Source organism: Cellulomonas endometrii, from assembly GCF_949769265.1.
GTDB lineage: Bacteria > Actinomycetota > Actinomycetes > Actinomycetales > Cellulomonadaceae > Cellulomonas > Cellulomonas endometrii.
This window is the reverse complement of sequence record NZ_CATKPC010000001.1, coordinates 353614-379378: the sequence shown is the minus strand read 5'-3', so window position 1 is coordinate 379378 and position 25765 is coordinate 353614. Positions and strand designations below refer to the sequence as shown.

Sequence of the window (25765 nt, the reverse complement as noted above, 5' to 3'; positions counted from 1 at the left end):
GTCCGCGGCCCGATGAGGTGATCGACCCCGCGACGGACCGCGGGCGAGGAACGAAGGACCATGACGGCCGACGCGATCGAGACGGGCACCGCCGCACCCACCGACTGGGAGGCGGCCGTGGACCGGCTCGCCCTCCTGGCCGACTCCGACGCCGAGGCGTGCGTCCGCCGCGCGGAGCAGCTGCTCCCGGTGGCCGTGGCCCAGCGCGCCGCCGGTGCGGAGATGCGCCTGAGCTACCACGCGTCCGTCGCCTACCACGCCCTCGGCCACGACCGGCGCGCCCTCGACCACGCCCGGCGGGCGGAGCACCTGGCCCGCGAGCGCGGCGCCCTGGTCTGGGAGTCGCGAGCCCTGTCCCGGCAGGGCGTCGTCCACCACGACCTCGGGCACGTGGAGGACGCCGTCGACCTGCTCACCCGGGCCGCCGAGCTGCGGCGGGAGGCCGACGACGTGGCGGGCACCGCGGACGTCCTCACGGTGCTCGGCTCCGTCTACACCGCGATGCCGCACTTCGCCCCGCAGGCCGCGGGGGTGCTCACGCAGGCGCGGCGGCTCTGGCTGCAGGCCGGCGACCCCGACCGCGCCTCGATCGCGCTGGCGAACCTCGCGCGGACGTTCGTGGAGACGAGCCGCCGCCTCGCGGCCGACAACCCCCGCGGGGCGCGGGCGTCGGCGCGGCGCGCGCTCGCGCTGGCCCTGGAGGCGGTGGACGAGGCCGACGCGGCCGGGCTCAGCCGCACGGCGCTCGACGCCCGGTTCACCGCGGCGGTCGCGCACGCCCTCGCCGGGGACGCCGACGCCTGCTGGACCGTGCTTGACGCGGCCGCGCTGATGCTGGCGCGGTTCCCGTCGACCGGCCAGCAGCTGACCCTGCACCGCATCCGCGCCGTCCTGCTGGCCGCGTCGGGCGGCTTCGACGAGGCGGTCGCGGAGGCGCGCGCCGGGATGGTGCTGTGCGACGGCCTGCGGCGGCCGGCGGAGCGGATGGAGCTGCTGCGGGTGCTGGCGGACGCCCACGAGGCGCTGGGCGACCCGGTGGCGGCCCTCGCCGCCCTGCGGGAGCTGCACGCCCTGACGTCGCGGCTCGGGGACGCGCAGGCGGAGCGCCGCGCCGCGCTGCTCGGGGCCCGGATGGAGGTGGAGCAGGCGGAGCGCCAGGCGGAGGCGGAGCGCCGGCGGTCGGAGGCCCTGGAGGAGAGCAACGCCCGGCTCGCGCACGAGGCGGCGCACGACGCCCTCACGGGGCTCGCGAACCGGCGCACGCTCGACGTCGAGCTCGAGCGCTGGTCCGTCGAGCGCCCGACCTTCGCGGTCGCCCTGCTCGACATCGACCACTTCAAGCACGTGAACGACACCTGGCCGCACCAGGTGGGCGACGCCGTCCTGGCTCGGGTCGCCGACGCCCTGCAGCGGGCCCTGCGGCGCGACGACCTGGCCGCGCGCTACGGCGGCGAGGAGTTCGCGGTGCTCCTGGCGGGCGTGGGCGGGGCGACCACCGCGGACGTCTGCGAGCGGCTGCGGGCCACGGTGGCCGGGCTGCTCTGGGACGACCTGATGCCGGGTCGCGGGCTGACCGTCAGCGTCGGCGTGGCGGTCCGGCAGCCGGGGGAGCCCGTGGCCGGCGCGCTGGCGCGGGCGGACGCCGCGCTCTACCGCGCGAAGGCGGACGGCCGCGACCGCGTCTGCGTGGCGGGCCCGCTGCCCTGACGTCCGGGCCGGACGAACCACGCCGACGGCCGAGCCCGACGACCGGCCCTGACCGACGGCGCCGAGGACCTGCCCCGGCGGGCGCACCGCGCCCGCACACCGCAGACTGCGACGCATGGAGCAGCGGGACATCGTGGTGACCGGCGGTGCCGGGCGGATCGGCGGCTACCTCCGCTCGGCGGACGGGGGACTGGCGGCGCGCGGGTGGCGCCTGCGCCTGGTGGACGCGGACCGGCCGGATCCCGCGCCGGGCCCGGACGAGACGTTCACCGCCGCCGACCTCACCGACGAGGACGCGCTCGACCGGCTGGCTCCCGCGATGGCCGGCGCCGACGCGGTCGTGCACCTCGCCGGCATCCCGAGCGAGGACACGTGGACCCGCATCCGGCGCGCCAACGTCGACGGCACGTACCGGGTCCTGGAGGCCGCCCGGCGGGCGGGCGTGCGCCGGGTCGTGCTGGCCAGCTCCAACCACGCGGTCGGCTACTACCCGACCGGGCAGGAGGCGCCGGTCGACCGCACGCCCCGTCCCGACTCGTTCTACGGCGTGTCGAAGGTCGCGGGCGAGGCGCTGGGCAGCCTGTACGCCGACAAGTACAGGCTCGAGGTCGTGTCCCTGCGGATCGGCCTGTGCGACGAGCGGCCGCGGACGACGTTCGACCTGGGCATCTGGCTGAGCCCCGGCGACGCGGTCCGGCTCACCGACGCGGCGCTGCGCGGCGCGGTGACCGGGCCGACGGTCGCGTACGGCATCTCCGGCAACACCCGGGCGTGGTGGGACCTGTCCACCGCGCGGGCGCTCGGGTACGTGCCCGAGGACGACGGCGAGGCGTTCGCCGACGACGTCGAGCCGTACGACGGCCCGGAGGGCGTGCTCGGGCACGCGATGGTGGCCGCCGACCCCCTGGTCTGACGCGCTCCGTGACCGCTCAGCCCTCGTGCTCCCGCGTCGCCTGCTCCTGCGCCGCGGCCTCCCGCGCCGCCGCCTCGATCCGGGCGCGGTGGGCGGCCCAGGCGGCCGCGCTCCGGCCCGGCATGTTCGGGTCCTGCGGGCCGTTCCCCATCGCGCCGTCGATCGTCTCGCGCAGGATGTCCGCGTGCCCGGCGTGCCGGGCCGTCTCGGCGATCAGGTGCACGAGCACCCGCTGGAGCGTCACGTCGGCGTTCTCCGGCCGCCACCACGGCACGTGCCCCGGGGCGTCGAGCGGCAGCGCCTCGACCGTCGCGTCCGCGTGCGCCGCGGAGAACGCGTGCAGCTCCCGCACGGACGCGAGCGACTCGTGCGCCGGGACCCACATGTCGGCCTCGGGCTCCGCGTCGTCCGCGAACCAGGGCAGGTCCCGCCCCGACGGCCGCCCGAACACCACGCCGAGGTAGTCCAGCTGCACGCTCGCCACGTGCTTGACGAGCCCGGCGAGGTTGGTCCCGCTCGCCGTCATGGGGCGGCGGGCGTCGTACTCGCCCAGGCCGTCCAGCTTGGCCAGCAGGTCCTGGCGCTGCCGGCGCAGGTAGTGGTGCAGGGTCGCCTTGTCGTCCATGACGCGAGTCTGCCCGCCCCCACCGACACGCCGCCGCTAGCGTGACCTGCATGTCTCCCGTCACCGTCGACCACGACCAGCTGCTGCGCGACGCCCTCCCGGCGGTCCTCGCGCCGATCGGCGAGGTCGTGCAGCTGGAGCCGCTCACCGGCGGCCTGTTCGCGACCACCTACCGCGCGACGCTGCGCGACGGCACCCGCGTCGTCGCCAAGACGGCGCCCACGGCCACCGAACGCCTGCTGACCTACGAGCGCGACCTGCTCCGCACCGAGGCCGAGGTCTACCGCCGCGCCGCGGACCGGCCCGACCTCCTGATGCCGCGGCTGCTCCTCACGGACTTCACGCGCACCGCGGTCCCGTCCGACGTCGTGGTCGCGAGCCACCTCGACGGCGTCCCGCTGACCGCGCTCGCCGAGGACGGCCGGCTCCCCGACGCGGTCCGGCAGCGCGTGCAGCCGCAGCTGGGCGCGCTCATGGCCCGCCTGCACACCGTTCCGGGGGAGCGGTTCGGCTACCCGAACGCCGACAGCGGGCTCGTGGGCAGCACCTGGCCCGAGGCGTTCGGCCGGATGGTGCAGGCGCTCCTGGTGGACGCCGGCCGGTGGGGCACGCAGGTCCCGGCGGACGAGGTCCGCGCGGCGCTCCACCGGCACGAGGGCGCGCTCGCGGAGGTGGAGCGGCCGGTCCTCGTGCACACCGACCTCTGGGCGGGCAACCTCTTCGTCGACCCCGAGACGCTCGCGCTCACGGGCGTCATCGACCCCGAGCGGGCGGTGTGGGGCGACCCGCTCCTGGAGCTCGCCGGCGCCGACCAGACGGGCCGGGGCCCGGTGCCCGCCGGGCTGCTGGCCGGGTACGCCGAGGCCGGGGGAGCGCTGGCGCTCGGGACCGCGTCGGGCGAGGCGCGGCTGCTGCTGGCCCGCCTGTACCTGGCGCTCGTGATGCTCGTCGAGATCGCGCCCCGCGGGTACACCGGCGCCGGGGCCGACGCGCACCGCGCGACCTGCGCGGGGAACCTCCGCGCGGCGATGGACGCGCTGGCCTGACCCGCTGGCCCGGACCGCAGCCCGGCCCGCACGGGCGCGCCCGCGTGCGGGCGGCGGCGAGCGACCCGAGACTGGCCCCGTGACCGAGCGCGTGCACCTGCTGCGGGCGTTGGCGCGGGCCGTCGCCGACCAGGGCGCGGGTCCGGTCGCCGCGCGGATGTGCCGCGCGGCGGTCGAGCTGCTGGACGGGGACGGCGGGGCCCTGACGTGCTCACCCACGGAGCCGACCCGGTTCACGGCGTGCGCGACGGACGAGCTCGCGGCCCGCCTGGACGCGGCCGAGGAGGTCGTCGGCGACGGCCCCGGCCTGCGCGCGTTCCGGGAGCAGCGGTCGGCGCGGTGCTCGGGCGCGGGCCCGCGTCCGGCGGCGGCAGCGGGAGCGGGGGAGGCGTCGAGGACCTCCCGGTCTTCGAGGTCCTGGCCGGCGAGGTGACCCCCGGCGGGGTCCGCGTGCGCGCCTGGCCGGTCCGCGCGTGGCCGTCCCCCGCCTGGCCTGCGCACGGCACGCCGGAACCCGTCGCGGTCCTCACGGTGCACGGGGTGCCCGCGCAGCGCGGCACGGACCTGGTGGCGGACGGGCAGGTCCTCGCGGACGCGCTCGCCCCGGTCCTGCTCGGCGTGGCGGCCCTGGGTGCGAGCGACCGCGCGGACCTGCACCTCGCGATCGGGATGGTCGTCGGGCAGACCGGGCTGCCCCCCGAGGACGCGCACGCGCTGCTCCGCGGGCGCGCCTGGTCGCAGGACCAGCGGCTCGCCGACGTCGTGCGGCAGGTGCTCGACCGGCGTGTCACGTTCCCCCGGCCGGACGGCCCGGACCGGCCCGCGGGCTGACCGCGGGGCGTCACCCCACCGGGCGACACGGCGCGGCCCGCGGGCACGTCGCGGGTCGAACCGTGGTTGGCGACGCCTCCCCCGTGCCACCATGGCGATGCGTGCCGGCAGCGCACGCATCTGCAGCGGCCCTCGGCGAGGAGGCCCGCACCTGCTGCCGCTCAGGGGGCGTACGACATGGCCGAGGTGTGCGACGTGTGGCCGGGCACGGAACCGGCGAGGAGCGTCCAGGCGCTCCTGGACGACCTGGTGGAGATCGTGGCCGGTCGGACCGGGAGCGGCGTGGAGGCGTCCGCCTGGGCGAGACGGCGCGGGACGGACTGGCTCATCACCAGCTCCGGCGAGCGCGCGGACCGGTGCGACGCGGTCGTCGTGGGGTCCGACGGGCCGTGGCGGGCGGTGCTGGACACGGCGACCCCCGTGGTGGTGCCCGACCTGCGCGCGTCGCAGGAGTGGCACGCCTGGCGCCGCACCGCGTTGGGCGAGGGCTTCGGCTGCGTCGTCGCGGTGCCGGCGCCGCTCGCCCGGGGCGGGCACGCGGCGCTGTCGCTGTACCTGGAGGAGCCCGGCAGCTCCGGGCCGGAGGTGGTGCGCCGCGTCGACGGGCTCGCCCAGCAGATCGCGTCCCTCATCGACCTGCACAGCACGATCCCGGCGCGCGAGCCCGTGCCGCCCGCGTCCGCGGCCACCCGGCGCACCCGCGCGTCGGTGCAGCACGCCGTCGGCGTCCTGATGGAGATGCGCGGCTGCGACGAGGGCGAGGCGCGGCGCGTGCTCGGCGCCCTGCAGCGCGCGCAGGGCCGGCCGCTCGACGTCGTCGCGGCGGCCGTCGTCGCCCGGACCGTGCACGAGGTCGGCGGCCGGCCGGTCCCCGCGGCGGACTGAGCGGGCCCCTCCTCACCCGGGACCGTCGACCCAGGTCGCGCGGCGCAGCCGGGCCTAGCGTCCTGAGCGGAGCCGGTGCGACGGCGCACCCGGCCGGAGCGCGACGCGGGAGGCGCCATGCGGGCGCACGTGGTGTACGAGAGCATGTTCGGCAACAGCCAGGCGGTCGCCGAGGCGGTGGCCCGGGGGCTGCGCGCGGCGTCGCCGCACCTCACGGTCGAGGTGGTGAACGTCCTCGAGGCCCCGGACGCCCTGCTCACCGACCTGCTCGTCGTGGGCGGGCCGACGCACGCGTTCGGGATGAGCCGGCCGCAGACCCGGTCGAGCCGGCCGGAGCACCTGACGACGCCGGAGGCCCGGGAGCGCGCGGAGTCGCTGCCGGGGGCGGACACCGGCCGCGGGGTGCGTGAGTGGCTCGAGCAGCTGACCGGCCTCGACGGGGTCCCCGCGGCCACCTTCGACACGCGGGTGGACCGGCCGCTCCCGAAGCGCGCCGCCTCGGGCATGGCCAAGCGCCTGCGCGCCGCGGGGTGCCTCCTGGCCGCTCCGCCGGAGGGGTTCCACGTCGCGGGCATGCACGGTCCGCTGGTCGACGGCGAGCTCGACCGGGCGGAGGCGTGGGCCGGGGGGGTCGCCCGCACGGCGCTGCCCGGCTGACCCCGCGCGTACGCTGCGCGGAGGGCACGGACGAGAAGGAGCGCAGCGGTGAAGGACGTCACGTCGACGCAGTTCTGGGTGAACGGCAGCCTGGTCCCCGAGGCCCGGGCCACCACCTCGGCCCGCGACCACGGCTTCGTGGTGGGCGACGGCGTGTTCGAGGCCGTGAAGATCGACCACGGCCAGATCTTCGCGCTGTCCCGGCACCTGGAGCGGATGGCGCGCTCGGCCGCCGGGATCGGCCTGACCGGGTTCGACGTCGAGACGGTGCGCCGGGCGGCGCACGAGGTGGTCGACGCGAACCGCGACCTGCTGACCAGCGCCTTCGACCTGCTGCGGATCACGTTCACCGGCGGCCCCGGGCTGCTCGGCAGCGGACGCGTCGACGGTCCGCCGACGCTGGTGCTGGGCGTGACCCCGGGGCACGACCCGGAGCCGGCGACCTCCGTGATCACCGTGCCGTACCGGCGCAACGACGTCGGCGCGCTCACCGGGCTCAAGACGACCTCCTACGGGGAGAACGTGCTCGCGCTCGCCCAGGCCCACGCCGCCGGTGCCAGCGAGGCGGTCTTCGCGAACACCCGCGGGCAGCTCTGCGAGGGCACGGGGACGAACGTCTTCGTCGTCCGGGACGGCGAGCTGCTGACGCCGCCCCTGTCGTCCGGCTGCCTCGCGGGAGTCACCCGGGCGCTCGTGCTCGAGTGGTACGGCGGCCGCGAGGTCGACCTGCCGTACGACGCGCTGACCACCTCGGACGAGGTGTTCCTCACGTCGACCGGCCGGGACGTGCAGCCGGTGGTCGCGGTCGACGGCGTGCCCGTCGGCGGCGGTGCGCCCGGCCCGGTCACCCGGGCCGCGGCCGCGGTCTTCGCCGAGCGGCAGCGGGAGCGCACCGACCCCTGAGCCGCGCCGGTGGCCCCGCCGCTCACACCCGGTGCAGCACCGCCGCGAGCAGGGCGGACCGCTCGGCGACCGACCCCAGCAGCACGTGCTCGGTCGCCGCGTGCGCGCCGCCGCCGAGCGGCCCGAAGCCGTCGAGCGTCGCCACCCCGGCCGCCGCGGTGAGGTTGGTGTCCGCGGCGCCGGGTGCGGGCCCGCCGGTGACCCGCTGGCCGATCGCCCGGGCCGCCGCCGTGACCTCCGCGAGCAGGCGGTCGGACGCCGGGCCGGGCTCCCACGGGGGCCGGCGGGACAGCACCCGGGCGCTCACCCGCGCGCCGGCCCGCACCGGCTCCGGCGCGGTGAGGCCGGCGAGCACCGCGCGCTCGGACGCCGCCGTCACGAACCGCAGTCCCAGGTCGGCGTGCGCGTGCGCCGCGACGACGTTGGTGCGACCGCCGCCCTGCAGGGTCCCGACGTTGACGAGCACGGACGGGTGCCCCGCGAGGTACCGGCGCGCGGCGAGGAGCTGGTCCACCAGCTCGTCGGTGGCGGACACGCCCGCCCCCGGGTCGACCGCGGCGTGCGCGGCTCTGCCCGTGACCTCGAGCCGCAGCCGGGTGGAGCCCCGGCGGGCGGTCTTGAGCCCGCCGTCCGGGGTCGGCGCCTCGAGCCCGAGCGCGTACGCCGCACCGGCGGCGGCCGCGCGGACCAGGTCGGCCGACGCGGGGGAGCCGACCTCCTCGTCGGGGGTGACGAGCAGCCGCACGGGACGGTGGTCGAGCCCGAGCCCGCGGAGCAGCGCCGCGGCGGACAGCGCGACGACGATGCCGGCCTTCATGTCGTAGGTCCCGGGCCCGTGCAGCACCCCGTCGCCGCCGCGGCGGACCGGGACCGAGCCGGCCGGGTGCACGGTGTCGTGGTGGGCGAGCAGCAGCGCGGGGGAGTCGCCCGCCCGCGCGCCGCGGCCCGGGAGCTCGAGGCGGACGGCGTCGGCGGTCGACCGCGCCGTCGGCACCCGTCCGCCGGCCAGGCCCGTCGCCGCGCCGTCCGCGACGACCAGGTCCGCGAGGGCGTCCAGCGCGGCGACGTCGCCCGTCGGGGTCTCCAGCGCCACGTAGCGCAGCAGGCGCTCGACGTCGGCGGGCAGCCGGTCCCGCGCGGCGCGGGGGAGCGCCGCGAGCCCGGCGGGCCCGTCATCGACGCCGGGGCGGTCCGTCATGCACGGGACGCTAGGCCCGCGACCCGGTCCCCGCGAGCCGGTGCCGGCGGCTCGACCCGCGCGGGCTCAGCCCCGCGACTCCGCCCCGAACCGCCGCAGGAGCGACTGCGCCGCCTCGGCCACCAGGCCGTGGTCGTGCGTGACGGCGAACTCGAACTCCCGCGCGCCGTCGGCGCGGTCGCCCGGGACGGTCCACGGGGTCGCGGCGACCTCCCGCCCGACGAGCGCGACGGACTCGTGCGCGCCGAGGACGACGACGGCCCACTCGCGCGCGAGCTGCTCGTCCGCGCCGACGGTCGCCCACCGCACCCCGTCCGGGACCGCGGCGGGCAGGCCGGTGCCGAGCGCCCCGACGAAGGGCAGCCGCTGCGCGAGGCGGCCGTACCGGTCCGCCGAGCGGCCGGTGAAGAACCGCTCGTCCTGGAACGCGCCGAGGAGGAGCGGCGGGACGCGGTGCGCGAGGGCGGCCTGCTCCAGCGTGCGGGACAGCGGCAGCAGCAGGTGCTTGGGCGCGAGCCGCACCGCCCGCCGGGAGGCGACGATCTCGTAGGGCGTCGCGCTCCCGCCGAGGGGGGCGTGCGGCCGGGGCAGGCGCCCGCCGTGCCGCTCACCCGCCGGGAGCTCCCGCGAGGGCCGGCCCAGGTACCAGCCCTGCCCGAGGTCGGCGCCGAGGACGAGGGCGCGCGTCAGGTCCTCGCGCGTCTCGATGCCCTCCGCGACGACCCGCGCGCCGGTGGCCTCGGCCCGTGCGCGGACCGCGCCGGCGACCGTGATGGTCTCCGGGTCCTCCAGGGTGCGCAGGAGCTGGAGGTCGAGCTTGATGATCTCGGGCGCCAGCAGCGGGATGAACGCCAGGGACTCGGGGACGGCGCCGACGTCGTCCAGGGCGATCGCGCAGCCCGCGGCGCGCAGGCGGCCGGCGGCGTCGAGCATGCCGGCGGGGTCCAGCGCGAGCGCGCGCTCGGTGATCTCCACGACCACGCGGACCTGCGGCCCGCGCTGGGCGAGCGTCGCGAGCACCAGGGGGAGGTGCCGGGAGAGCGTGCGGGGCTCGATGTTGAGGAACAGCGTGTGCGAGGCGCCGCCCGACGCGTCCGCGGCGTCGGCCAGCGCCCGGGACATCGCCGCCTGCTCCAGCTCGCCCAGCAGGCCGTCTGCCTCGGCGGCGTCGAGCACGTCCAGGGGTGACGCCCACCCGGAGCCCTCGGGGGTGCGGAGCAGCGCCTCCCGCCCGAGCACCTCGCCCGTGGCGAGCTCGACCACCGGCTGGTACGCGCAGCTCCCCCCGCCGGTGCGCAGCAGCTCCGGGACCGGGAGGCGGCGCGGGCGCTCCGGGGCGGACAGGAGGGTCACGCCCAGCCCATCGGCTGACCGCGGGGGGATGTGAGGGCTCGGCGGGAGAAGTGTCTGTCCGATGCAGGTGTCGGCCCGGAGGTGTCGCGACCGTGCGCCGCACTGGTCCCGCGCGCCCCGACGGGGTACAACCGGAGCATGACCTCGCGCCCCCGCAACCTCACCTCCGACCCCGCCGCCGAGCACCTGGCCGAGCCCCGCACGTCGGAGGCCGAGCTGCGCGCCGCCGACGCGCGCTCCGGCGGCGACCCGCGCCGCGCACCGCGCTCCCTGCGCGACAGCGAGCTCGTCCCCGACGACGAGGCGATCGCCGCCTCGGACGACTGGGACCAGGCCGAGCGCCTCTGACGGGCACCGGACTCCGCCGGGCAGCACGAGGCCCCGGTCACCCTGCGGTGACCGGGGCCTCGGCGGTCCCTGGGGGTCCTGGGGGCGTCAGCGCGAGGCCGCACCCTTCGCCGCGGCGCCGGCCTGGCGCGCCGCCTCCTTCTCGCCGTGCGCGGCGTGGGTGGACAGCTCGCCGCCCGCGGACTCGAGGTGCGCCCGGACGAACCAGTGGAACAGCTCGAGCTCGTGCAGGTGCCCGACCAGCAGGTCGTTGGTGACGGTGTCGAGGTCCTCGGTCTCGTCGGCCGCGGCCCGGTGGTCCTCGATGATGCCGACGTAGACCTCGTCCAGCGCGCCGAGGTGGTCGATCGCACCGGCGCGGCCGATGGAGTAGTCGTCCCAGGTGCGGTCCTGGACCAGGGCGCCGGGGGTCCCGACGGGCGCGACGCCGAGGGTGGCGATGCGCTCGGCGATGGCGTCGACCATCGCGCGCACGGCGTCGACCTGCGGGTCGATCATCTCGTGCACCGCGATGAAGTGCGGGCCGGTCACGTTCCAGTGGATGTGCTTGAGGGTCAGCGCCAGGTCGTTCAGGGCGTTGAGGCGCTGCTGCAGGACCGCGGCGACCTTTCCGCCGTCCTCGACGGAGAGCGTCGGGACGGTGTACTTCGGCGTTTCGGTGCGGCGAGCCATGTCGTGTCCTCCTCGTGAGTCTCGGCGTCCGACGACGCCGGCCGCACCCCACGCTGCCGCAACCCGCGCCCCGCCGCAATCGCTGGTCGCGGCGGCATCAGGCCTGGTCGAAGGGGTCGCCCTCGGTCTCGAGCCGGTCCAGCACGTCGGCGGGCGGCAGCTGCGTCAGCCCGGGCCCGATCTCGTCCCACCAGCGCGGCGCCGCCACCGCCGGCTGCTCCCGCCCGCGCAGCGAGTACGGCGTGATCGTCGTCTTCGCGGGGTGGTTCTGGCTCCAGTCGAGCAGCACCTTGCCGCCGCGGAGCTCCTTGCGCATGACCGCGACCACGAGGTCCGGCTGGGCGGCGGCGAGCTCGTGCGCCAGGTCGCGCGCGTACTGCCGGACCTCCATCGCGGTCCGCCGCCCGGGCAGCGGCGCGTACAGCTGCATGCCCTTGCTGCCCGAGGTGACCGGGACGGTCGACAGGCCGTCCTCGCGCAGCCGGTCGGCCACCAGGTGCGCGACGCGGGCGCACTCGTCCAGCCCCGCCGGCGCGCCGGGGTCGAGGTCGATCACGAGCCGGTCGGGGTTCCGCACCCCGCCGCGCGGCCCCACGGTCCACTGCGGGGTGTGCAGCTCGATGGCGCCGGCGTTGGTCGCCCACACCAGCGACGCGACGTCGTCGAGGAACGGCAGGTCGAGCTCCTTGCCCTCGTCGTCCTCGTTGCCCGGGGCGGCGGGCAGGGTCTGCCGGCGCAGCCACGGCGGGGCGCCGCGCGGGGTGTTCTTCTCGAAGAACGTCTCGCCGCCGACGCCCTCGGGGAACCGGATGCGGGTCACCGGCCGGTCGTGGAGCTGCGCGAGCAGGGCGGGCGCGACCCGGACGACGTAGTCGATCGCCTCGGCCTTCGTCATCCCCGTGGACGGGTAGAGCACCCGGTCCAGGTGCGTCAGCCGCACGTCCCGGCCGTCGATCCGCACGCGCTGGGGCGGCTCCCTCGGCGTGGTGGGCGGGGTCATCAGGCCTCCCAGGGGTCGACGCCGGCGTCCTCGCGCCGCCCACGGATCACGGGCTGGCGCAGCCGTCCGGACGGCGTGCGGGTGAGGTAGCGGACGTCGAGCACGATCTCAGGCTCCACCCACACGGTGCCGCGGGTGTCGACCGGCTCCAGCCGGTCGGCGAACGGGGAGGTGGCGCGCTCCAGCGGCCGGAGCAGCGCCGTGAGCTCGCGCGCGGTCGCCCCGGCGAGGCCGCTGCCGGCCCGGCACAGGAAGTGCAGGTCGCCGTGCGCGTCGGGCGCACCGAGCAGCACCGCGCCGAGCCGCCCGCTGCCGGTGGTCTCCGGCCGCCAGCCGCCGACGACGGCCGTCCGGGTGGTGTGGTGCACGGCCTTGAGCCAGTCGGCCGAGCGCCGCCCCGCCTGGTAGGTCGACCGGGCCCGCTTCGCCACCACGCCCTCCAGACCCTGCCCGCGGGTGGCCTCCCAGATCAGGCCCCCGTCGGCGTAGACGGGGGAGAGCTGCACGTGGGCGGGCAGCTCCAGCCCCTCCAGCGCGTCGCGCCGCTCGGTGAACGGCAGCCGCGACAGGTCCTCGCCCGCCAGCGCCGGCACGTCGAAGACCAGGTAGCTCACGGGGGAGCGCGCCGCCAGCGCCGCGGCCCGCGTCCGGTCGCGCACGTGCATCCGCTCGGCGAGGGCCGGGAACGACGGGACGCCGTCCCGCATCGCCACCACCTCGCCGTCGAGCACCGTGCCGGCCGGCAGGTCCGCCAGCCCGCCGAGCTCGGGGTACGCGATCGCGGCGTCCCGTCCGTTGCGCCCGAGCAGCCGGAGGCGGTCGCCCGTGGTGTCTGCCAGGATGCGGACGCCGTCCCACTTGACCTCGAACAGCCACTCCGGGCCGTCGGGGAGGTGCCCCGGAACGGGCACAGGGGTGGCGAGCATGGGCAGCACGGGTCCATCCTGCCCAGAGCACGACGTTTCGTCGCGGGGGACGGCCCCGCCGGGAAGGTGGTAGCTGTGCGCGCGATCTGGAAGGGCGCCGTCGCGTTCGGGCTGGTCAACGTGCCGGTCAAGCTGTACGCCGCGACGGGCGAGCACGAGGTGCCGCTGCACCAGGTGCACAAGAAGGACGGCGGCCGCATCCGCTACAAGAAGTTCTGCAGCATCGAGGACGAGCCCGTCGAGTACTCCGAGATCGCCAAGGGGTACGAGACCGACGACGGCCGGCTGGTGGTGCTCACCGACGAGGACCTCGACCAGCTCCCGCTCGCCACGGAGCGCGAGATCGAGGTCATCGAGTTCGTGCCCGGGGACCAGGTGGACCCGATCCTGCTCGGCAAGACGTACTACCTGGAGCCGGACCGCACGGCCGCCAAGCCGTACGCGCTGCTGCGCGAGGCGCTGACCAGCACGGAGCGGATGGCCGTGGTCAAGGTCGCCCTGCGCCAGCGCGAGTCCATGGCGGTGCTGCGGGTGCGCGACGACGTCATCTGCCTGCAGACGCTGCTGTGGCCGGACGAGGTGCGCGAGGCCGACTTCCCGATCCTCGACCAGGACGTCACCGTGCGGCCCCAGGAGCTGGCGATGGCGTCGTCGCTGGTGGAGTCCCTCGCCGGCGACTTCGACCCGTCCGGGTTCGAGGACCGCTACCGCGCCGCGCTGGAGTCCGTGATCGAGGCGAAGGTGTCGACCGGCAGGACCCAGGAGGTCCCGCAGAAGGAGGACGACGGCGAGGCCGGGAAGAGCGGCGAGGTCGTGGACCTGCTGGCCGCCCTGCAGCGCAGCGTGGAGAAGGCGCGGGCCGGCCGCGGCGACAGCACAGACGAGTCCGCCGACGCCGCGCCGGAGAAGCCCGCCGCGCGCCGGTCCTCCGGCCGGAAGAAGGCCGCGGACGACGACGCGGACGAGGCGCCCGCCAAGAAGCCCGCCGCCCGCAGCGCGTCCCGCGCGAAGAAGGCCGAGCCGGAGGAGGCGCCGGAGGAGAAGCCCGCGCGCCCCCGCCGCAAGCGGGCGTCCTGACGCGTGGCGGGCACGACCGGCGCCGACGCCGCCCGGGTGCAGGCCGACGTCGTCGCCGCGCTCCGGCGGGCCGCGTTCCTGCTGGAGCGCGGCGGGGCGACCTCCTACCGGGCGGACGCGTTCCGCGCGGCGGTCCGGACCCTGGAGCGCACCGGCGCGGCCGAGGTGGAGGCGCGGCTCGCCGCGGGCACGCTGACCGACCTGCCGGGCGTCGGGGCGCGGACCGCCGAGGTGGCGACCGCCGCGGCGCAGGGCGGCCCGGTCCCGTACCTGGCGGACCTGGAGCAGCGGTACCCCGCGGCGGAGGCGACCGGACCCGGCGCGGAGCTGCGCGCGGCGCTGCGCGGGGACCTGCACGCGCACAGCGAGGCCAGTGACGGGTCGACGCCGATCCAGGAGATGGTGCTGGCCGCCATGGACCTCGGCCACGAGTACCTGGCGATCACCGACCACTCGCCGCGCCTGACCGTCGCGAACGGCCTGTCGCCCGCCCGGCTGCGGGCCCAGCTCGACCAGGTGGAGGCGCTGAACCGCGCGATCGCGCCGTTCCGGGTGCTGACCGGCATCGAGGTCGACGTCCTCGACGACGGCGCGCTGGACCAGGAGCCCGAGCTGCTGGACCGGCTCGACGTGGTGGTCGCGTCGGTGCACTCGAAGCTGCGGATGGACGCCGCGGCGATGACCCGCCGCATGCGCGCGGCGGTCGCGAACCCGCTGGTGGACGTGCTGGGGCACTGCACCGGCCGGCAGCTCACCGGCAGGCGCCAGCGCCCGCCCAGCGAGTTCGACGCCGAGGCCGTGTTCGCCGACTGCGCGGAGCACGGTGTCGCGGTCGAGGTGAACTGCCGGCCCGACCGGCTCGACCCGCCGCACGCCCTCCTGGACGTCGCGGTGGCCGCCGGCTGCCTGTTCACGGTCGACACCGACGCGCACGCGCCGGGTCAGCTCTCGTGGCAGGCGGTGGGCTGCGACCGCGCCGCGGCGCACGGCATCGGCCCCGACCGGGTGCTCGACGCGTGGCCGCTGGACCGCCTGCGCGAGCACCTCGACGGCCGCCGCACCGGTCGCTGAGCGGAGCCGGGCGGGCCACTCGCGGGACACGCGGCCCGACACGCCGCCCGACACGCGGGGGTGTCGCGTTGCAGGAAGCGGCCCACCTGCCGTTATGGTCGTCCGCGTCGGTCCGCCGGATGCTGACGCCCCGAACCGGGGCCACGAGCGGCCCGCACGCCAAGTTCGATCCACAAGGAGCACATCCGTGAGCGTGAACCGCACCGAGCTCGTCCAGGCCATCGCCGCCAAGGCCGGGCTCACCAACACCGCTGCCGACGCGGCCCTCAAGGCCTTCCAGGAGGTCCTCGTCGAGCAGCTCAGCGCCGGCGAGAGCGTGACCATCCCGGGTCTGCTCGCGGTGTCCCGCGCCGACCGTGCCGCGCGCACCGGCATCAACCCCCAGACCGGCGAGAAGCTCGACATCCCCGCCGGCTTCCGCGTGAAGCTCACCGCCGGCAGCGCCCTCAAGCGCGCCGTCGCCAGCTGACGACGCACGCAGCACCGCGGGCCCCGCGCCCGTGACCCCCGCGAGCCGGGGACCCGCACCGGGTCCCCGGCTCGTGGCCTAAGATGGTCAGCCGCCCGCACCAGACCCTGGTGGGCGGGGCGAAGGGAGCACGCACGATGGCCGTCACGCAGCGCACCACCCGGCAGCGCACGGAGATCCTGTCCCTCCTCGACGACCTCGACGAGTTCCGCAGCGCCCAGCAGCTGCACGACATGCTGCGCGGCCGCGGCTCCACCACCGGCCTCGCGACGGTGTACCGGGCCGTGCAGACCCTGGCCGACGCCGGCGAGGTCGACGTGCTGCGCTCGCCCGACGGCGAGGCCGTGTACCGCCGCTGCGTCCGGCGCAGCCACCACCACCACCTCGTGTGCCGGTACTGCGGCAAGGCCGTCGAGATCGACGGGCCCGGCGCCGAGGCGTGGGCGACGCAGGTCGCGTCCGCGCACGACTTCTCCGACGTCGAGCACACGATCGAGCTGCTCGGCACCTGCGCGGAGTGCCGCGCCCTGCGCGCCGGCTGACCGGCGGACGGCCGGACGCCGCACCCCCCGGGCTGCGGCAGGATGGTCGGCGTGGACAGACTGCACGACCCCGACCGACGCGAGCTCGGCTCCGACAACTACGCCGGGGTGCACCCGGAGATCCTCGCGGCCCTGGCCGCCGCCAACGAGGGGCACGTCCCCGGGTACGGCGCCGACCCGTACAGCGCGCACCTGCAGGAGGTCCTGCGGGCGCACTTCGGCCCCGGCGCGACCGCGTACCCGGTGTTCAACGGCACCGGCGCGAACGTCCTCGCGCTGCAGACGATGCTCCCGCGGTGGGGGGCCGTCATCTGCGCGGAGACGGCGCACATCAACACGGACGAGAACGCGGCGCCCGAGCGCGTCGGCGGCCTCAAGCTGCTGACGGTCCCGACGCCCGACGGCAAGCTCACCCCGGAGCTCGTGGCCCGGCACGCGCACGGGTTCGGCGACCAGCACCGCGCCCAGCCCGGCGTCGTGTCGATCACGCAGGCCACCGAGCTCGGCACCGTCTACACACCCGACGAGATCCGCGCGATCACCGAGCACGCGCACGCCCTCGGCATGCGGGTGCACCTCGACGGCTCCCGGCTGGTCAACGCCGCGGCGTCGCTCGACCTCCCGCTGCGCGCCCTCACCACCGACGTGGGCGTCGACGTCCTGTCGCTCGGCGGCACCAAGAACGGCGCGCTGTTCGGCGAGGCGGTCGTCGAGCTGACGCCCGGGTCGACCCCGGGCATCGAGTTCCAGCGCAAGGTCGACATGCAGCTCGCGTCGAAGATGCGCTTCGTGTCCGCGCAGCTGATCGCCCTGTTCGAGGGCGACCTGTGGCTGCGCTCGGCCTGGCACGCGAACGCCATGGCGGCCCGGCTGCGCGCCGGCGTCGAGGGGGTGCCCGGGGTGCGGGTCACCCAGCCGACCCAGGCGAACGCGGTGTTCGCCGCGCTCCCGGTGGGCGTCGCGGACGAGCTGCGCGCGGTGCGGCGGTTCTACGACTGGAACGCCGCCACCGGCGAGGTGCGCTGGATGTGCGCGTTCGACACCCGCGAGCAGGACGTGGACGACTTCGTCGCCGCGGTCCGCCGCGCGGTCACCGCCGCGGCCTGACCCCACAGCCTGACCCCCGCCGCCGGAGACGGCGCCGCCCCGCCGGCCTCGAGGGTCGACGGGGCGGTGCTGTCGTGCGTGGCGCGGGGCGCCGTCAGCGCGGCGTCGAGGTGTGACGGGGGCGCGCGTCGCGGCCGCCGTCACGGTAGCCGCCGTCGCGACCGGCGGGGCGGCCGGCCGAGTGGTGGCTCGTGCCGCTGTGCGGGGGCCGCGAGGCGCCGGTGCTCGGGCGCGGGGCCCGCGGGCCCTCGTCCACGCGGATGCGCAGCGGGCGGCCGGCGACGCGGGCGCGGCCGATCCGGTCGAACGCCTCGGTGGAGAGGCCGCCGGGGATCTCGACCAGGGAGAACGTCGAGAAGATGTCGATCTTCCCGAGGTCCTTGCCCGTCAGGCCGCCCTCGTTGGTGAGCGCCCCGACGATCGCACCGGGCTGGGCCCCGTGCTGCTGGCCGACCGCCAGGCGGTACCGGGGGCCGGTGCCGCTGGTGCGGGCGGCGCTGCGGCGCCCGTCACCGGCGGAGTCGCGGCCGCGCGGGGCGCCACCGCGCTCCGGGGTGAGGTGGGCGCGGGACAGCGCGTCGTCCAGGTCGTCGCCCTCGGTCGGACGGGGCGCGGGGCCCTCGTCGCCGACCGCCAGCGCCGCGAGCACGGCCACGAGCTCGGCGGTGTCCACCTCGGGGTGCGCGGCGAGGAACTCCGCGGCCGCCGTGCGGTAGAGGTCCAGGCGGCCGAGCTCGCTGCGGGCGGGCACGCGGCCGAGCAGCTGCGTCACCCGGTGCGCCGAGACGTCGGCGGGGGAGGGGATCTGGATCTGCTCGAGCTGCTGGCGGGTGGTGCGCTCGATGGCGCGCAGCTTGCCCTGCTCGTTCGGCGTGACGAAGGTGAGCGCCTCGCCCGTGCGTCCGGCGCGGCCGGTGCGGCCGATGCGGTGCACGTACGCCTCGGGCTCGCCCGGGACGTCGAAGTTCACGACCAGGCCGATGCGGTCGATGTCGAGGCCGCGGGCCGCGACGTCGGTGGCGACCAGCACGTTGATCGCACCGGAGCGGACCCGCTCGACGATCTTCTCGCGGTCGCCCTGGGCCACGTCGCCGGAGATGTAGGCGGCCGCGACGCCGCGCTCGACGAGCGAGACGGCGACGTCCTCGGCGGCGCTGCGGGTCCGGACGAACACGATGGCGGCGTCGGCCTCGGAGACCGCGAGCACGCGGGCCAGCGCGCCGGCCTTGTGGCGGAACGGCACGACGGCGTAGGTCTGCCTGACGCTCGTGACGGTCGACGACTGCCGCGACACGGTGATCTCCACCGGGTCCACGAGGTGCTGCGACGCGACCCGGCGGATCGCGGGCGGCATGGTCGCGGAGAACAGGGCGACCTGCTTGCCCGCGGGCGTGGCGGACGCGATGCGGTCCACGTCGTCGACGAAGCCCATGCGGAGCATCTCGTCGGCCTCGTCCAGCGCGAGGAACCGCACGGAGTCCAGCTTGAGGCTGCCGCGGTCCAGGTGGTCGATGATGCGGCCCGGGGTGCCGACGATCACCTGCGCGCCGCCGCGGATCGCCCGCTGCTGCGGCAGGTAGGGGGAGCCGCCGTACACGGGCACGACCTCGAGGCCGGGCATCCGCGAGGCGAACGACTCGAGCGCCTCGGCCACCTGCATGGCGAGCTCGCGGGTCGGCGCCAGGACGATCGCCTGGACCTCGCGCAGCTCCGGGTCGACGGCGGCGAGCAGCGGCAGGCCGAACGCGGCGGTCTTGCCGGTGCCGGTCTGCGCGACACCGGTGATGTCGCGGCCGGCGAGCAGCGCCGGGATCGCCTCGGCCTGGATCGCGGTCGGGGTGGTGAAGCCGAGCCCGAGGACGGCCTCGCGCAGCGGGGCGGGGAGGTCCAGGTCGGCGAACGTGAGCCCGGCGGGCTCGGCGGTCGCAGTCGGCTGGGTGGTCTCGGGCATGGCGGGGTCGAGCACAGACGTCATCGGGTCAGCACCGTTTCGTGTCGCTGGGGGGAGCTGCTGGGCCGACCGGTCCGGTCGGCTACGCGGTCGCACTCCCACACCCACACATCACGAGGCCGCACCGCATCACGAAGAAGGGGGGTGGGGCCTCGGCACGCACATCACGGGACACTGCGACGAACTCCGAAGTGGTCCCAGCCTACCGCCCGGTCGGCCCGGACGCAGGGGAGGCGCGCGGTGACGTCGGGCACAGCGCCGCCCGGGGGAACGCGCCGGGCTCAGCCGAGACCGAGCCGGCGGCCCTCGATCGCCGGGCAGGCGTCCATCACGACGTCCAGCCCCGCGGCGGTCGCCCGCGCGGCGGCCTCCTCGTCCACCACCCCGAGCTGGAGCCACACGGCGCGCGCGCCGGACGCGACGGCCTGGTCGACGACGTCACCGGCCAGCGTGGAGTTGACGAACACGTCGACGACGTCGGGCGGGCCGTCCAGGTCGGCCAGGCGCCGCACCCCGGCCGCGCCGTGCACGGTCTCGGCCCGCGGGTGCACGGGGACGATCCCGTGGCCCAGCTGCTCTAGGTACGCCGACACGCCGTAGGCGGCGCGTGCCCGGTTCGTCGACAGCCCCACCACGGCCCACGTCCCGGGCGTGGTGAGCAGGCGACGGATCACGGCGGGGTCGTTGACGTGGGCCATGGGGTCAGCGAAGCACAGCGGACCGCCCGGCGCCCGGAGACGCCGGGGGCCGGGTGAGCGGCGGCTGCGTGGTCGCTGCGCCGTGGCTGCGTGGTGGCTGCGTGGTGATCTGAGGGTGGGACCCGGGTGCGTAGGATGGGGCGTTGATCAGGACTGACGAGGTGGGAGAGCCGTGGCGGAGCAGGACGTGGTGACCGACCGCGTCCTCACCGTGCCGAACGTGATCAGCCTGGTGCGGCTGCTGATGGTGCCGGTGTTCGCGGTGCTGATCGCCCAGGGGCACGACGGCTGGGCCCTCGGGGTCCTCGCGGTGTCCGGTGCGAGCGACTGGCTCGACGGCGTCCTCGCCCGGCGGCTCGGGCAGGTCTCGCGGCTCGGGCAGGTGCTCGACCCCGCGGCGGACCGGCTGTTCATCCTCGTGACGCTCCTCGGCCTGGCCGCGCGCGGCGTCGTGCCGTGGTGGCTCGTCGCGGTGCTGCTCACCCGCGAGGTCATGCTGCTCGTCATGCTCATGGTGCTCGCCCGGCACGGCTACGGCCCCCTCCAGGTGCACCTCGCGGGCAAGGCCGGCACCTTCGCCCTGCTGTACGCGTTCCCGCTGCTGCTGCTCGCGCACTGGGGTGGGATCACGGGTGCCACCGCGTCGGTCCTCGGCTGGGCGTGCGCGTGGTGGGGCGTGGCCCTCTACTGGTTCGCGGGCGCGCTGTACGTGCGCCAGGCCTGGACGCTGCTCGGCCGCCGCGGTGACGCGGACGCGGGCGAACCCCGCACGGTGGCCGTGTGAGCGCACGCGGCGCCGGCCGCCCCGGCCGGGACCCCGCGAGGTCGCCGGGCGGCCCGGCCGTGTGGCGGCGCCCGGACGCCTCGATGTCGCTGCTGACCGAGGTCACCACCCACCCGCTGGACCCCGAGTACGCCGACGCCGCGGCACGGCGCGCTCGGGCCGGCCGCACCCGTCGCCGCGGCGGGGCGGGCACCGCGGCCGTCGCCGTCCTGGCCGTCGCCCTGGGCGCGGCGACCACGTGGTCCGTCGTCGCGCTGCGCGCCCCGCAGCCGTCCGCCCTGGCCGCCCGCGAGGTGCTGGCCGGGCAGATCGCGGAGCGCACCGCCGAGCTCGACGAGCTGCGCGAGCGCAGCGCCACCCTGGCGGAGGAGAACGCCGCGATGCAGGAGGCGGCCCTGTCGGCCGCCGACTCGCCGCTGCTCGACCAGCTCGCCCGGGACTCCGTGCTGTCCGGCGCGTCCGCGGTCGTCGGGGACGGGCTGAGCATCACCCTGGAGGACGCCGAGCAGGTGGACGGCGAGGACGACCCCGACTCGCGCGTGCGCGACTCCGACCTGCAGATCGTCGTCAACGGCCTGTGGGCCTCCGGCGCGGAGGCGGTCGCCGTCAACGGCCAGCGGCTCGGCCCCACCACCGCCATCCGCACCGCGGGCGACGCGATCCTGGTCGACGTGGTGCCCCTGGTCGGGCCGTACACGATCCGGGCGGTCGGCGACCCGCAGGACATGCAGACGCGGATGACCCGGACGTCCGGCGGCCAGCTGCTCGCCGTCCTGCAGTCCACGTACGGCATCCGCACGCAGGTGTCCGCGCAGCGCGACATGGAGCTCCCGGCCGCCTCCACGGTGACGCTGCGCTCGGCGGAGCTGCCCGACGGGGTGCCGGTGGTGCCCGAGACGCGGGGCGCGGGGGAGACCGGCCTCGCCGCGCCGTCGGGCACACTGTCCTCCGGGACGGCGCCGCGCGCCGCCCCCGCACCCGGGTCCGCCGGGCAGGACGACAGCGAGGGGGACCTGTGATCGCGGTGATCGGGCTGGTGGTCGGCGTCATCGCCGGCCTCGTGCTGGAGCCGACCGTGCCGGCGGCGCTGCAGCCGTACCTGCCGATCGCGGTGGTCGCCGCGCTGGACGCGCTGTTCGGCGGCCTGCGGGCGGTGCTGGACGGGCTGTTCGACGACCGGGTGTTCCTCGTGTCGTTCCTGTCCAACGTCGTGGTCGCGGCCCTCATCGTGTTCCTCGGCGACCAGCTCGGCGTCGGCTCGCAGCTGTCCACCGGCGTGGTCGTCGTGCTGGGCATCCGGATCTTCTCCAACGTCGCCGCGATCCGACGGCACCTGTTCAAGGCGTGACGGCGATGTCGAGCGCGAGCGAGCCCGGGCCCGGGGAGGACGACGTGACGCCGGCGCAGCCCGCCGCGCCGGCGCAGCCCGCCGCGCCGACCCCGGTCGTCGGCTGGCGCGCGCTCGCCGGCGCCCTGCGACCCCGCGCGACGCGCGCGCAGGTCCTCACCGGCGTGCTGTGCGTGCTGCTCGGCTTCGCGATCGCCGTGCAGGTGCGGCAGACCGACACGACGACCCTGTCGACGATGCGCGAGACCGAGCTGGTGTCCCTGCTCGACCAGACCACCCGCCAGGCCGACGAGCTGCAGGACCAGGTGTCCGAGCTGGAGCGGACGCACCAGGAGCTGCAGTCCGGCTCGACCAGCCGCGAGGCGGCGCTGGAGGCCGCGACCCGCAGCGCCGCCGCGCAGGGCATCCTGTCCGGCCGGCTGCCCGCCGAGGGCCCGGGCGTCACGGTGACGGTCGGCGACCCGGGCGGGTCGGTCTCCGCGCTCACGCTGCTGAACCTGCTCGAGGAGCTGCGCAACGCCGGGGCCGAGGCCGTGCAGCTGAACGACCAGCGCCTGACGGCCTCCAGCTACGTGCTCGGCACGGACGCCGGGATCGAGGTGGACGGCTCGGTGGTGTCGCCGCCGTACCGCTGGGTGGCCATCGGGGACCCCGACACGATCGCGACGGCGCTGGCGATCCCCGGCGGCGCGCTCGCCAAGGTGCAGATCGACGGCGGGACGTCCTCGGTGCAGACGCAGGACCGGGTGGAGGTCACCGCGACGCGCGCGGTGCCGGAGCCGGAGCACGCCACGCCGCGGACCGCCGACGACGGCTGACGGCGGCCGCCGACGGCCCGGGCGCATCCGCCACCCGGCCGGCGGACTGTGCTCGGAGCGCCCGGGCGCATAGGCTGTCCGGGACCCCGGTGCAGGTCGGGGCCGGTGCGCACAGCAGGTCTGGGAGGGTGTCATGAGCGACGAGCAGCAGGTGCCGGGCGGCGGGAGCCGCCCCGCGCCCGACGGGGCGTCGGTGCCCGCGACCCCGGACACCACCATCAGCTTCGGCTCCCTGGGCGGGCTGGAGCACGACGCGGGCGGCCCGGTCGGGCTCACCGCCGAGCAGGCCGCCGCCGTCCAGGCCCTCCCGCGCACCTCGGCGCTGCTGGTCATGCAGCGCGGGCCGAGCTCCGGCGCGCGGTTCCTCCTGGACGCCGACCGCACGGTCGCGGGCCGCAGCCCGAGCGCCGACATCTTCCTGGACGACGTGACCGTCTCCCGCAAGCACGCCGAGTTCGTCCGCGAGCTCGACGACTTCGTGGTCCGGGACGTCGGCTCCCTCAACGGCACGTACGTGAACCGGGAGCGGATCGACGCCACCGTGCTGCGGGCGGGCGACGAGGTCCAGATCGGCAAGTTCCGCATGACGTTCCACCCGAGCCCCGCGGCCCGCCCCGGCCGGCCGGCAGGCGACCCCCCGCCGGCGGCCCCCCCCCGCCCGCACGACGCGACCTCCCCGCACGCCGCCCGCGCGGCCGAGGACGCCGCCCGCGACGAGGCCGCCGCCGGCGAGCCCGGGCCCTGGCCCCGGGGCCTGTCCCGGCAGGCGACCATGCGGATCTCGGACGTGCTGACCGCGCTGCGGATCGAGTTCCCGGCGGTGACGAACTCCAAGCTCCGGTTCCTGGAGGAGCAGGGCCTGGTCGAGCCGGTGCGCACGCCGTCCGGCTACCGGCAGTACAGCCCGGCGGACCTGGAGCGGCTCCGGTTCATCCTGCGCGAGCAGCGCGACCGGTACGTCCCGCTCAAGGTCATCGGCGAGCGGCTCGCGGCCCTGGACGCCGGCGTCGGCACCGAGGCGCTGTCGCCCGCGCTGATCGTCACGGAGGACGGCGTCCCGCGGTCCGGTCCCGTCGAGGCCCGGTACACCACGGCGGCCCTGGCGCGTGAGGCCGCGGTGGACGAGCAGGTGGTGGTCGACCTGGTGCAGGCCGGCGTGCTGCGACCGTCGGCCTCGGGGCACCTGGACGCGTGGGCGAAGGAGGTCGTGCTCGCCGCGGCGGCCCTCGCGGAGCACGGCATCGAGGCCCGCCACCTGCGCAGCTTCCGCAGCGCCGCGGACCGGCAGATCGACATGGTCGAGACCGTGGTGGCCCCGTGGCGGGGCCAGTCGTCGCCGTCCGCGCGGGGCCGCGCGAGCACCGTCGCCGCCGAGGTCGGCGAGCTCTGCACCCGGCTGCACACCGCCCTGGTGCGGGCCGGCGTCGCGGATCTCGCGCCGTAGGCGGCGTGTCGCGTCCCACCGGTGCACGGACCCGCCCGCGGACGTAGCGTGGGCGACATGCACGAGGACGACCTGGTCGAGCTCGAGGTGCTCGGCGTGCGCCGGCACCCCGGCGACGACGAGCTCGTCGTGCTGCTCCTGGAGCCGGTGGGGGAGCTGATCGTGCCGATCGCGATCGGCCCGAGCGAGGCGGGTGCCATCGCCACCGCGCAGGCCGGGGTGGTGCCGCCGCGACCGATGACGCACGACCTGCTGCGGGACGTGCTGGCGACGCTGCAGGTCCGGGTGCAGCAGGTCGAGATCACCGAGCTCGTCGGGGGCGTGTTCCACGCGGCCCTGGTCCTGGGCGACCGCCGGCTGCGGGTGGACGCGCGGGCGTCGGACGCGATCGCGTTGGCGGTGCGGGTGGGGTGCCCGGTGCTGTGCGCCACGGACGTCCTCGCGGAGGTCGGCGTCGAGGCGTCGCCGGTGTCCCCCGAGGAGGCGGAGGCGGCCGCGTCGGACGACACGCCGGAGGAGCAGGTGGCCCAGTTCCGCGAGTTCCTGGACCACGTCTCGCCGGACGACTTCGAGCAGCCGGGGCCCGGCGGGCAGGACCGAGGTTCAACCTCAGGTGGAGGTTAAGACACGCCGTGCGCGACACGCCGGAAACCGCGGGTGCCGCGGTCGTTGACCGCCCCTGGTGGCGGCCATAGCGTTGCACCCAGAACAGCAGAGACCGCGACGCCGCCCCGGCGACGACGGTCGCGACGAGTGGAGGACCCCCGTGACCGGCACCGAGCAGACAGCCCCGGCTGCCGGCGGCATCCCCCAGCGTGCCCAGGGCCTGCTGTTCGGCGACGACCTCCCCGACCTGGACGTCACCACCGGCTACCGCGGACCCACGGCCTGCCGCGCGGCCGGGATCACCTACCGCCAGCTCGACTATTGGGCCCGGACGGGCCTGGTCGAGCCGTCCGTGCGCCCCGCGACGGGGTCCGGCACGCAGCGCCTCTACTCGTTCCGCGACATCCTCGTGCTGAAGGTGGTCAAGCGGCTGCTCGACACCGGCGTCTCCCTGCAGCAGATCCGCGCCGCCGTCAGCCACCTGCGCGAGCGCGGCGTCGAGGACCTGGCGCAGATCACCCTGATGTCCGACGGCGCGTCCGTGTACGAGTGCACCTCCGCGGACGAGGTCATCGACCTGGTCCAGGGCGGCCAGGGCGTGTTCGGCATCGCGGTGGGCCGGGTGTGGCGCGAGGTCGAGGGCACGCTCGCCGAGCTGCCGACCGAGCGCGCCGAGGACGACGCGCCCGTCGGCACGGGCCACGACGAGCTCGCCGAGCGGCGCCGCGCCCGCACCGCCGGCTGAACCCCGCACGACGACCAACGGCCGGGACCCGCGCAGGGTCC

The 25765-nt window shown here is 76.7% G+C and carries 29 protein-coding genes and 1 pseudogene; 22 read left to right on the top strand and 8 right to left on the bottom strand.

What is annotated here, in order from left to right; translation table 11 throughout:
- Nucleotides 1–60: 60 nt before the first annotated feature.
- Nucleotides 61–1707, top strand: coding sequence for a GGDEF domain-containing protein (locus QNH85_RS01875; protein ID WP_282944197.1), 1647 nt, complete (start codon nt 61–63; stop codon nt 1705–1707).
- Nucleotides 1708–1822: 115 nt separating this feature from the next.
- Nucleotides 1823–2620, top strand: a complete 798-nt coding sequence (locus tag QNH85_RS01870) for an NAD-dependent epimerase/dehydratase family protein (protein ID WP_282944196.1) — start codon at nt 1823–1825, stop codon at nt 2618–2620.
- A gap of 16 nt (nt 2621–2636) precedes the next feature.
- Here the strand turns inward: QNH85_RS01870 and QNH85_RS01865 are convergent, their stop codons facing one another.
- Nucleotides 2637–3245 (bottom strand): DinB family protein, encoded by a 609-nt coding sequence (locus QNH85_RS01865; RefSeq protein ID WP_282944195.1) that lies wholly within the window; start codon nt 3243–3245, stop codon nt 2637–2639.
- Between the two features lie 50 nt (nt 3246–3295).
- Between QNH85_RS01865 and QNH85_RS01860 the strand changes: the two genes are divergently transcribed.
- The 6 genes from QNH85_RS01860 (at nt 3296) to QNH85_RS01835 (ending at nt 7567) form a co-directional block, all read left to right on the top strand.
- Nucleotides 3296–4291: a phosphotransferase family protein gene (locus QNH85_RS01860; protein ID WP_282944194.1), complete on the top strand. Its 996-nt coding sequence runs from the start codon at nt 3296–3298 to the stop codon at nt 4289–4291.
- 79 nt (nt 4292–4370) lie between these two features.
- On the top strand, nt 4371–4724 hold the full coding sequence (locus QNH85_RS01855; protein ID WP_282944193.1) for a hypothetical protein: 354 nt from the start codon (nt 4371–4373) through the stop codon (nt 4722–4724).
- A 107-nt stretch (nt 4725–4831) separates the two neighbouring features.
- Entirely contained in the window at nt 4832–5122 is a 291-nt protein-coding gene (locus QNH85_RS01850; RefSeq protein ID WP_282944192.1) for an ANTAR domain-containing protein, read from the top strand.
- 177 nt (nt 5123–5299) lie between these two features.
- Nucleotides 5300–6007, top strand: coding sequence for a GAF and ANTAR domain-containing protein (locus QNH85_RS01845; protein ID WP_282944191.1), 708 nt, complete (start codon nt 5300–5302; stop codon nt 6005–6007).
- Between the two features lie 117 nt (nt 6008–6124).
- Nucleotides 6125–6664: a flavodoxin family protein gene (locus QNH85_RS01840; RefSeq protein ID WP_282944190.1), complete on the top strand. Its 540-nt coding sequence runs from the start codon at nt 6125–6127 to the stop codon at nt 6662–6664.
- A gap of 48 nt (nt 6665–6712) precedes the next feature.
- Nucleotides 6713–7567, top strand: a complete 855-nt coding sequence (locus QNH85_RS01835; protein ID WP_282944189.1) for an aminotransferase class IV — start codon at nt 6713–6715, stop codon at nt 7565–7567.
- 22 nt (nt 7568–7589) lie between these two features.
- Here the strand turns inward: QNH85_RS01835 and QNH85_RS01830 are convergent, their stop codons facing one another.
- Both QNH85_RS01830 and QNH85_RS01825 read right to left on the bottom strand, forming a co-directional pair.
- A complete protein-coding gene (locus QNH85_RS01830) occupies nt 7590–8765 on the bottom strand; it encodes a M20/M25/M40 family metallo-hydrolase (RefSeq protein ID WP_282944188.1) in 1176 nt (391 codons plus the stop codon).
- Nucleotides 8766–8831: 66 nt separating this feature from the next.
- The gene (locus tag QNH85_RS01825; RefSeq protein WP_282944187.1) at nt 8832–10118 is read right to left on the bottom strand and encodes a sensor domain-containing phosphodiesterase; all 1287 of its coding nucleotides are present in this window, start codon (nt 10116–10118) and stop codon (nt 8832–8834) included.
- A 138-nt stretch (nt 10119–10256) separates the two neighbouring features.
- On the opposite strand from QNH85_RS01825, the gene QNH85_RS01820 reads away from it, so the two are divergent.
- On the top strand, nt 10257–10466 hold the full coding sequence (locus tag QNH85_RS01820; protein WP_213282108.1) for a hypothetical protein: 210 nt from the start codon (nt 10257–10259) through the stop codon (nt 10464–10466).
- An 87-nt stretch (nt 10467–10553) separates the two neighbouring features.
- Here the strand turns inward: QNH85_RS01820 and QNH85_RS01815 are convergent, their stop codons facing one another.
- The 3 genes from QNH85_RS01815 to QNH85_RS01805 all read right to left on the bottom strand — a co-directional run bounded on the left by QNH85_RS01815 (nt 10554) and on the right by QNH85_RS01805 (nt 13064).
- Nucleotides 10554–11138 carry a Dps family protein gene (locus tag QNH85_RS01815; RefSeq protein ID WP_282944186.1) on the bottom strand — a complete coding sequence of 195 codons (585 nt, stop codon included), beginning with the start codon at nt 11136–11138 and terminating at the stop codon, nt 10554–10556.
- A gap of 97 nt (nt 11139–11235) precedes the next feature.
- Nucleotides 11236–12138, bottom strand: coding sequence for a non-homologous end-joining DNA ligase (ligD, locus tag QNH85_RS01810; protein WP_282944185.1), 903 nt, complete (start codon nt 12136–12138; stop codon nt 11236–11238).
- Nucleotides 12138–13064, bottom strand: a complete 927-nt coding sequence (locus tag QNH85_RS01805) for an ATP-dependent DNA ligase (RefSeq protein WP_282944343.1) — start codon at nt 13062–13064, stop codon at nt 12138–12140. The genes ligD and QNH85_RS01805 overlap by 1 nt, the downstream gene beginning before the upstream one ends.
- Before the next feature lie 75 nt (nt 13065–13139).
- On the opposite strand from QNH85_RS01805, the gene ku reads away from it, so the two are divergent.
- The 5 genes from ku (at nt 13140) to QNH85_RS01780 (ending at nt 17330) form a co-directional block, all read left to right on the top strand.
- On the top strand, nt 13140–14141 hold the full coding sequence (gene ku, locus QNH85_RS01800; protein WP_282944184.1) for a non-homologous end joining protein Ku: 1002 nt from the start codon (nt 13140–13142) through the stop codon (nt 14139–14141).
- A gap of 3 nt (nt 14142–14144) precedes the next feature.
- Entirely contained in the window at nt 14145–15212 is a 1068-nt protein-coding gene (locus tag QNH85_RS01795; RefSeq protein WP_282944183.1) for a PHP domain-containing protein, read from the top strand.
- Nucleotides 15213–15399: 187 nt separating this feature from the next.
- Nucleotides 15400–15681 carry an HU family DNA-binding protein gene (locus QNH85_RS01790; RefSeq protein ID WP_179686257.1) on the top strand — a complete coding sequence of 94 codons (282 nt, stop codon included), beginning with the start codon at nt 15400–15402 and terminating at the stop codon, nt 15679–15681.
- A 137-nt stretch (nt 15682–15818) separates the two neighbouring features.
- A complete protein-coding gene (locus QNH85_RS01785; RefSeq protein ID WP_213282103.1) occupies nt 15819–16223 on the top strand; it encodes a Fur family transcriptional regulator in 405 nt (134 codons plus the stop codon).
- A gap of 42 nt (nt 16224–16265) precedes the next feature.
- Nucleotides 16266–17330 carry a threonine aldolase family protein gene (locus QNH85_RS01780; RefSeq protein WP_282944182.1) on the top strand — a complete coding sequence of 355 codons (1065 nt, stop codon included), beginning with the start codon at nt 16266–16268 and terminating at the stop codon, nt 17328–17330.
- A gap of 94 nt (nt 17331–17424) precedes the next feature.
- Here the strand turns inward: QNH85_RS01780 and QNH85_RS01775 are convergent, their stop codons facing one another.
- Nucleotides 17425–19281: a DEAD/DEAH box helicase gene (locus tag QNH85_RS01775; protein WP_428830344.1), complete on the bottom strand. Its 1857-nt coding sequence runs from the start codon at nt 19279–19281 to the stop codon at nt 17425–17427.
- A 281-nt stretch (nt 19282–19562) separates the two neighbouring features.
- Nucleotides 19563–19979, bottom strand: a complete 417-nt coding sequence (locus QNH85_RS01770) for a CoA-binding protein (RefSeq protein ID WP_282944180.1) — start codon at nt 19977–19979, stop codon at nt 19563–19565.
- A gap of 172 nt (nt 19980–20151) precedes the next feature.
- Here QNH85_RS01770 and clsA point away from each other — a divergent pair, with 172 nt between their 5' ends.
- The 8 genes and pseudogenes from clsA (at nt 20152) to QNH85_RS01730 (ending at nt 25724) form a co-directional block, all read left to right on the top strand.
- Nucleotides 20152–20763: a cardiolipin synthase ClsA gene (clsA, locus tag QNH85_RS01765; RefSeq protein WP_213282099.1), complete on the top strand. Its 612-nt coding sequence runs from the start codon at nt 20152–20154 to the stop codon at nt 20761–20763.
- Nucleotides 20760–21782, top strand: a complete 1023-nt coding sequence (locus QNH85_RS01760; protein ID WP_282944179.1) for a DUF881 domain-containing protein — start codon at nt 20760–20762, stop codon at nt 21780–21782. Before clsA ends, QNH85_RS01760 begins: the two co-directional genes overlap by 4 nt.
- A complete protein-coding gene (locus QNH85_RS01755; RefSeq protein WP_213282098.1) occupies nt 21779–22111 on the top strand; it encodes a small basic family protein in 333 nt (110 codons plus the stop codon). Before QNH85_RS01760 ends, QNH85_RS01755 begins: the two co-directional genes overlap by 4 nt.
- Nucleotides 22112–22116: 5 nt before the next feature.
- On the top strand, nt 22117–22929 hold the full coding sequence (locus tag QNH85_RS01750; protein ID WP_282944178.1) for a DUF881 domain-containing protein: 813 nt from the start codon (nt 22117–22119) through the stop codon (nt 22927–22929).
- Between the two features lie 133 nt (nt 22930–23062).
- A pseudogene (locus QNH85_RS01745) lies at nt 23063–23539 on the top strand (FHA domain-containing protein); the annotation flags it as partial.
- Nucleotides 23513–24373 (top strand): transcriptional regulator FtsR, encoded by an 861-nt coding sequence (gene ftsR, locus QNH85_RS01740; protein WP_346016286.1) that lies wholly within the window; start codon nt 23513–23515, stop codon nt 24371–24373. The pseudogene QNH85_RS01745 and the gene ftsR, both read left to right, overlap by 27 nt.
- A gap of 57 nt (nt 24374–24430) precedes the next feature.
- Nucleotides 24431–24997, top strand: a complete 567-nt coding sequence (locus tag QNH85_RS01735) for a bifunctional nuclease family protein (RefSeq protein WP_282944177.1) — start codon at nt 24431–24433, stop codon at nt 24995–24997.
- A 142-nt stretch (nt 24998–25139) separates the two neighbouring features.
- On the top strand, nt 25140–25724 hold the full coding sequence (locus tag QNH85_RS01730) for a MerR family transcriptional regulator (protein WP_282944176.1): 585 nt from the start codon (nt 25140–25142) through the stop codon (nt 25722–25724).
- Nucleotides 25725–25765: the final 41 nt, after the last annotated feature.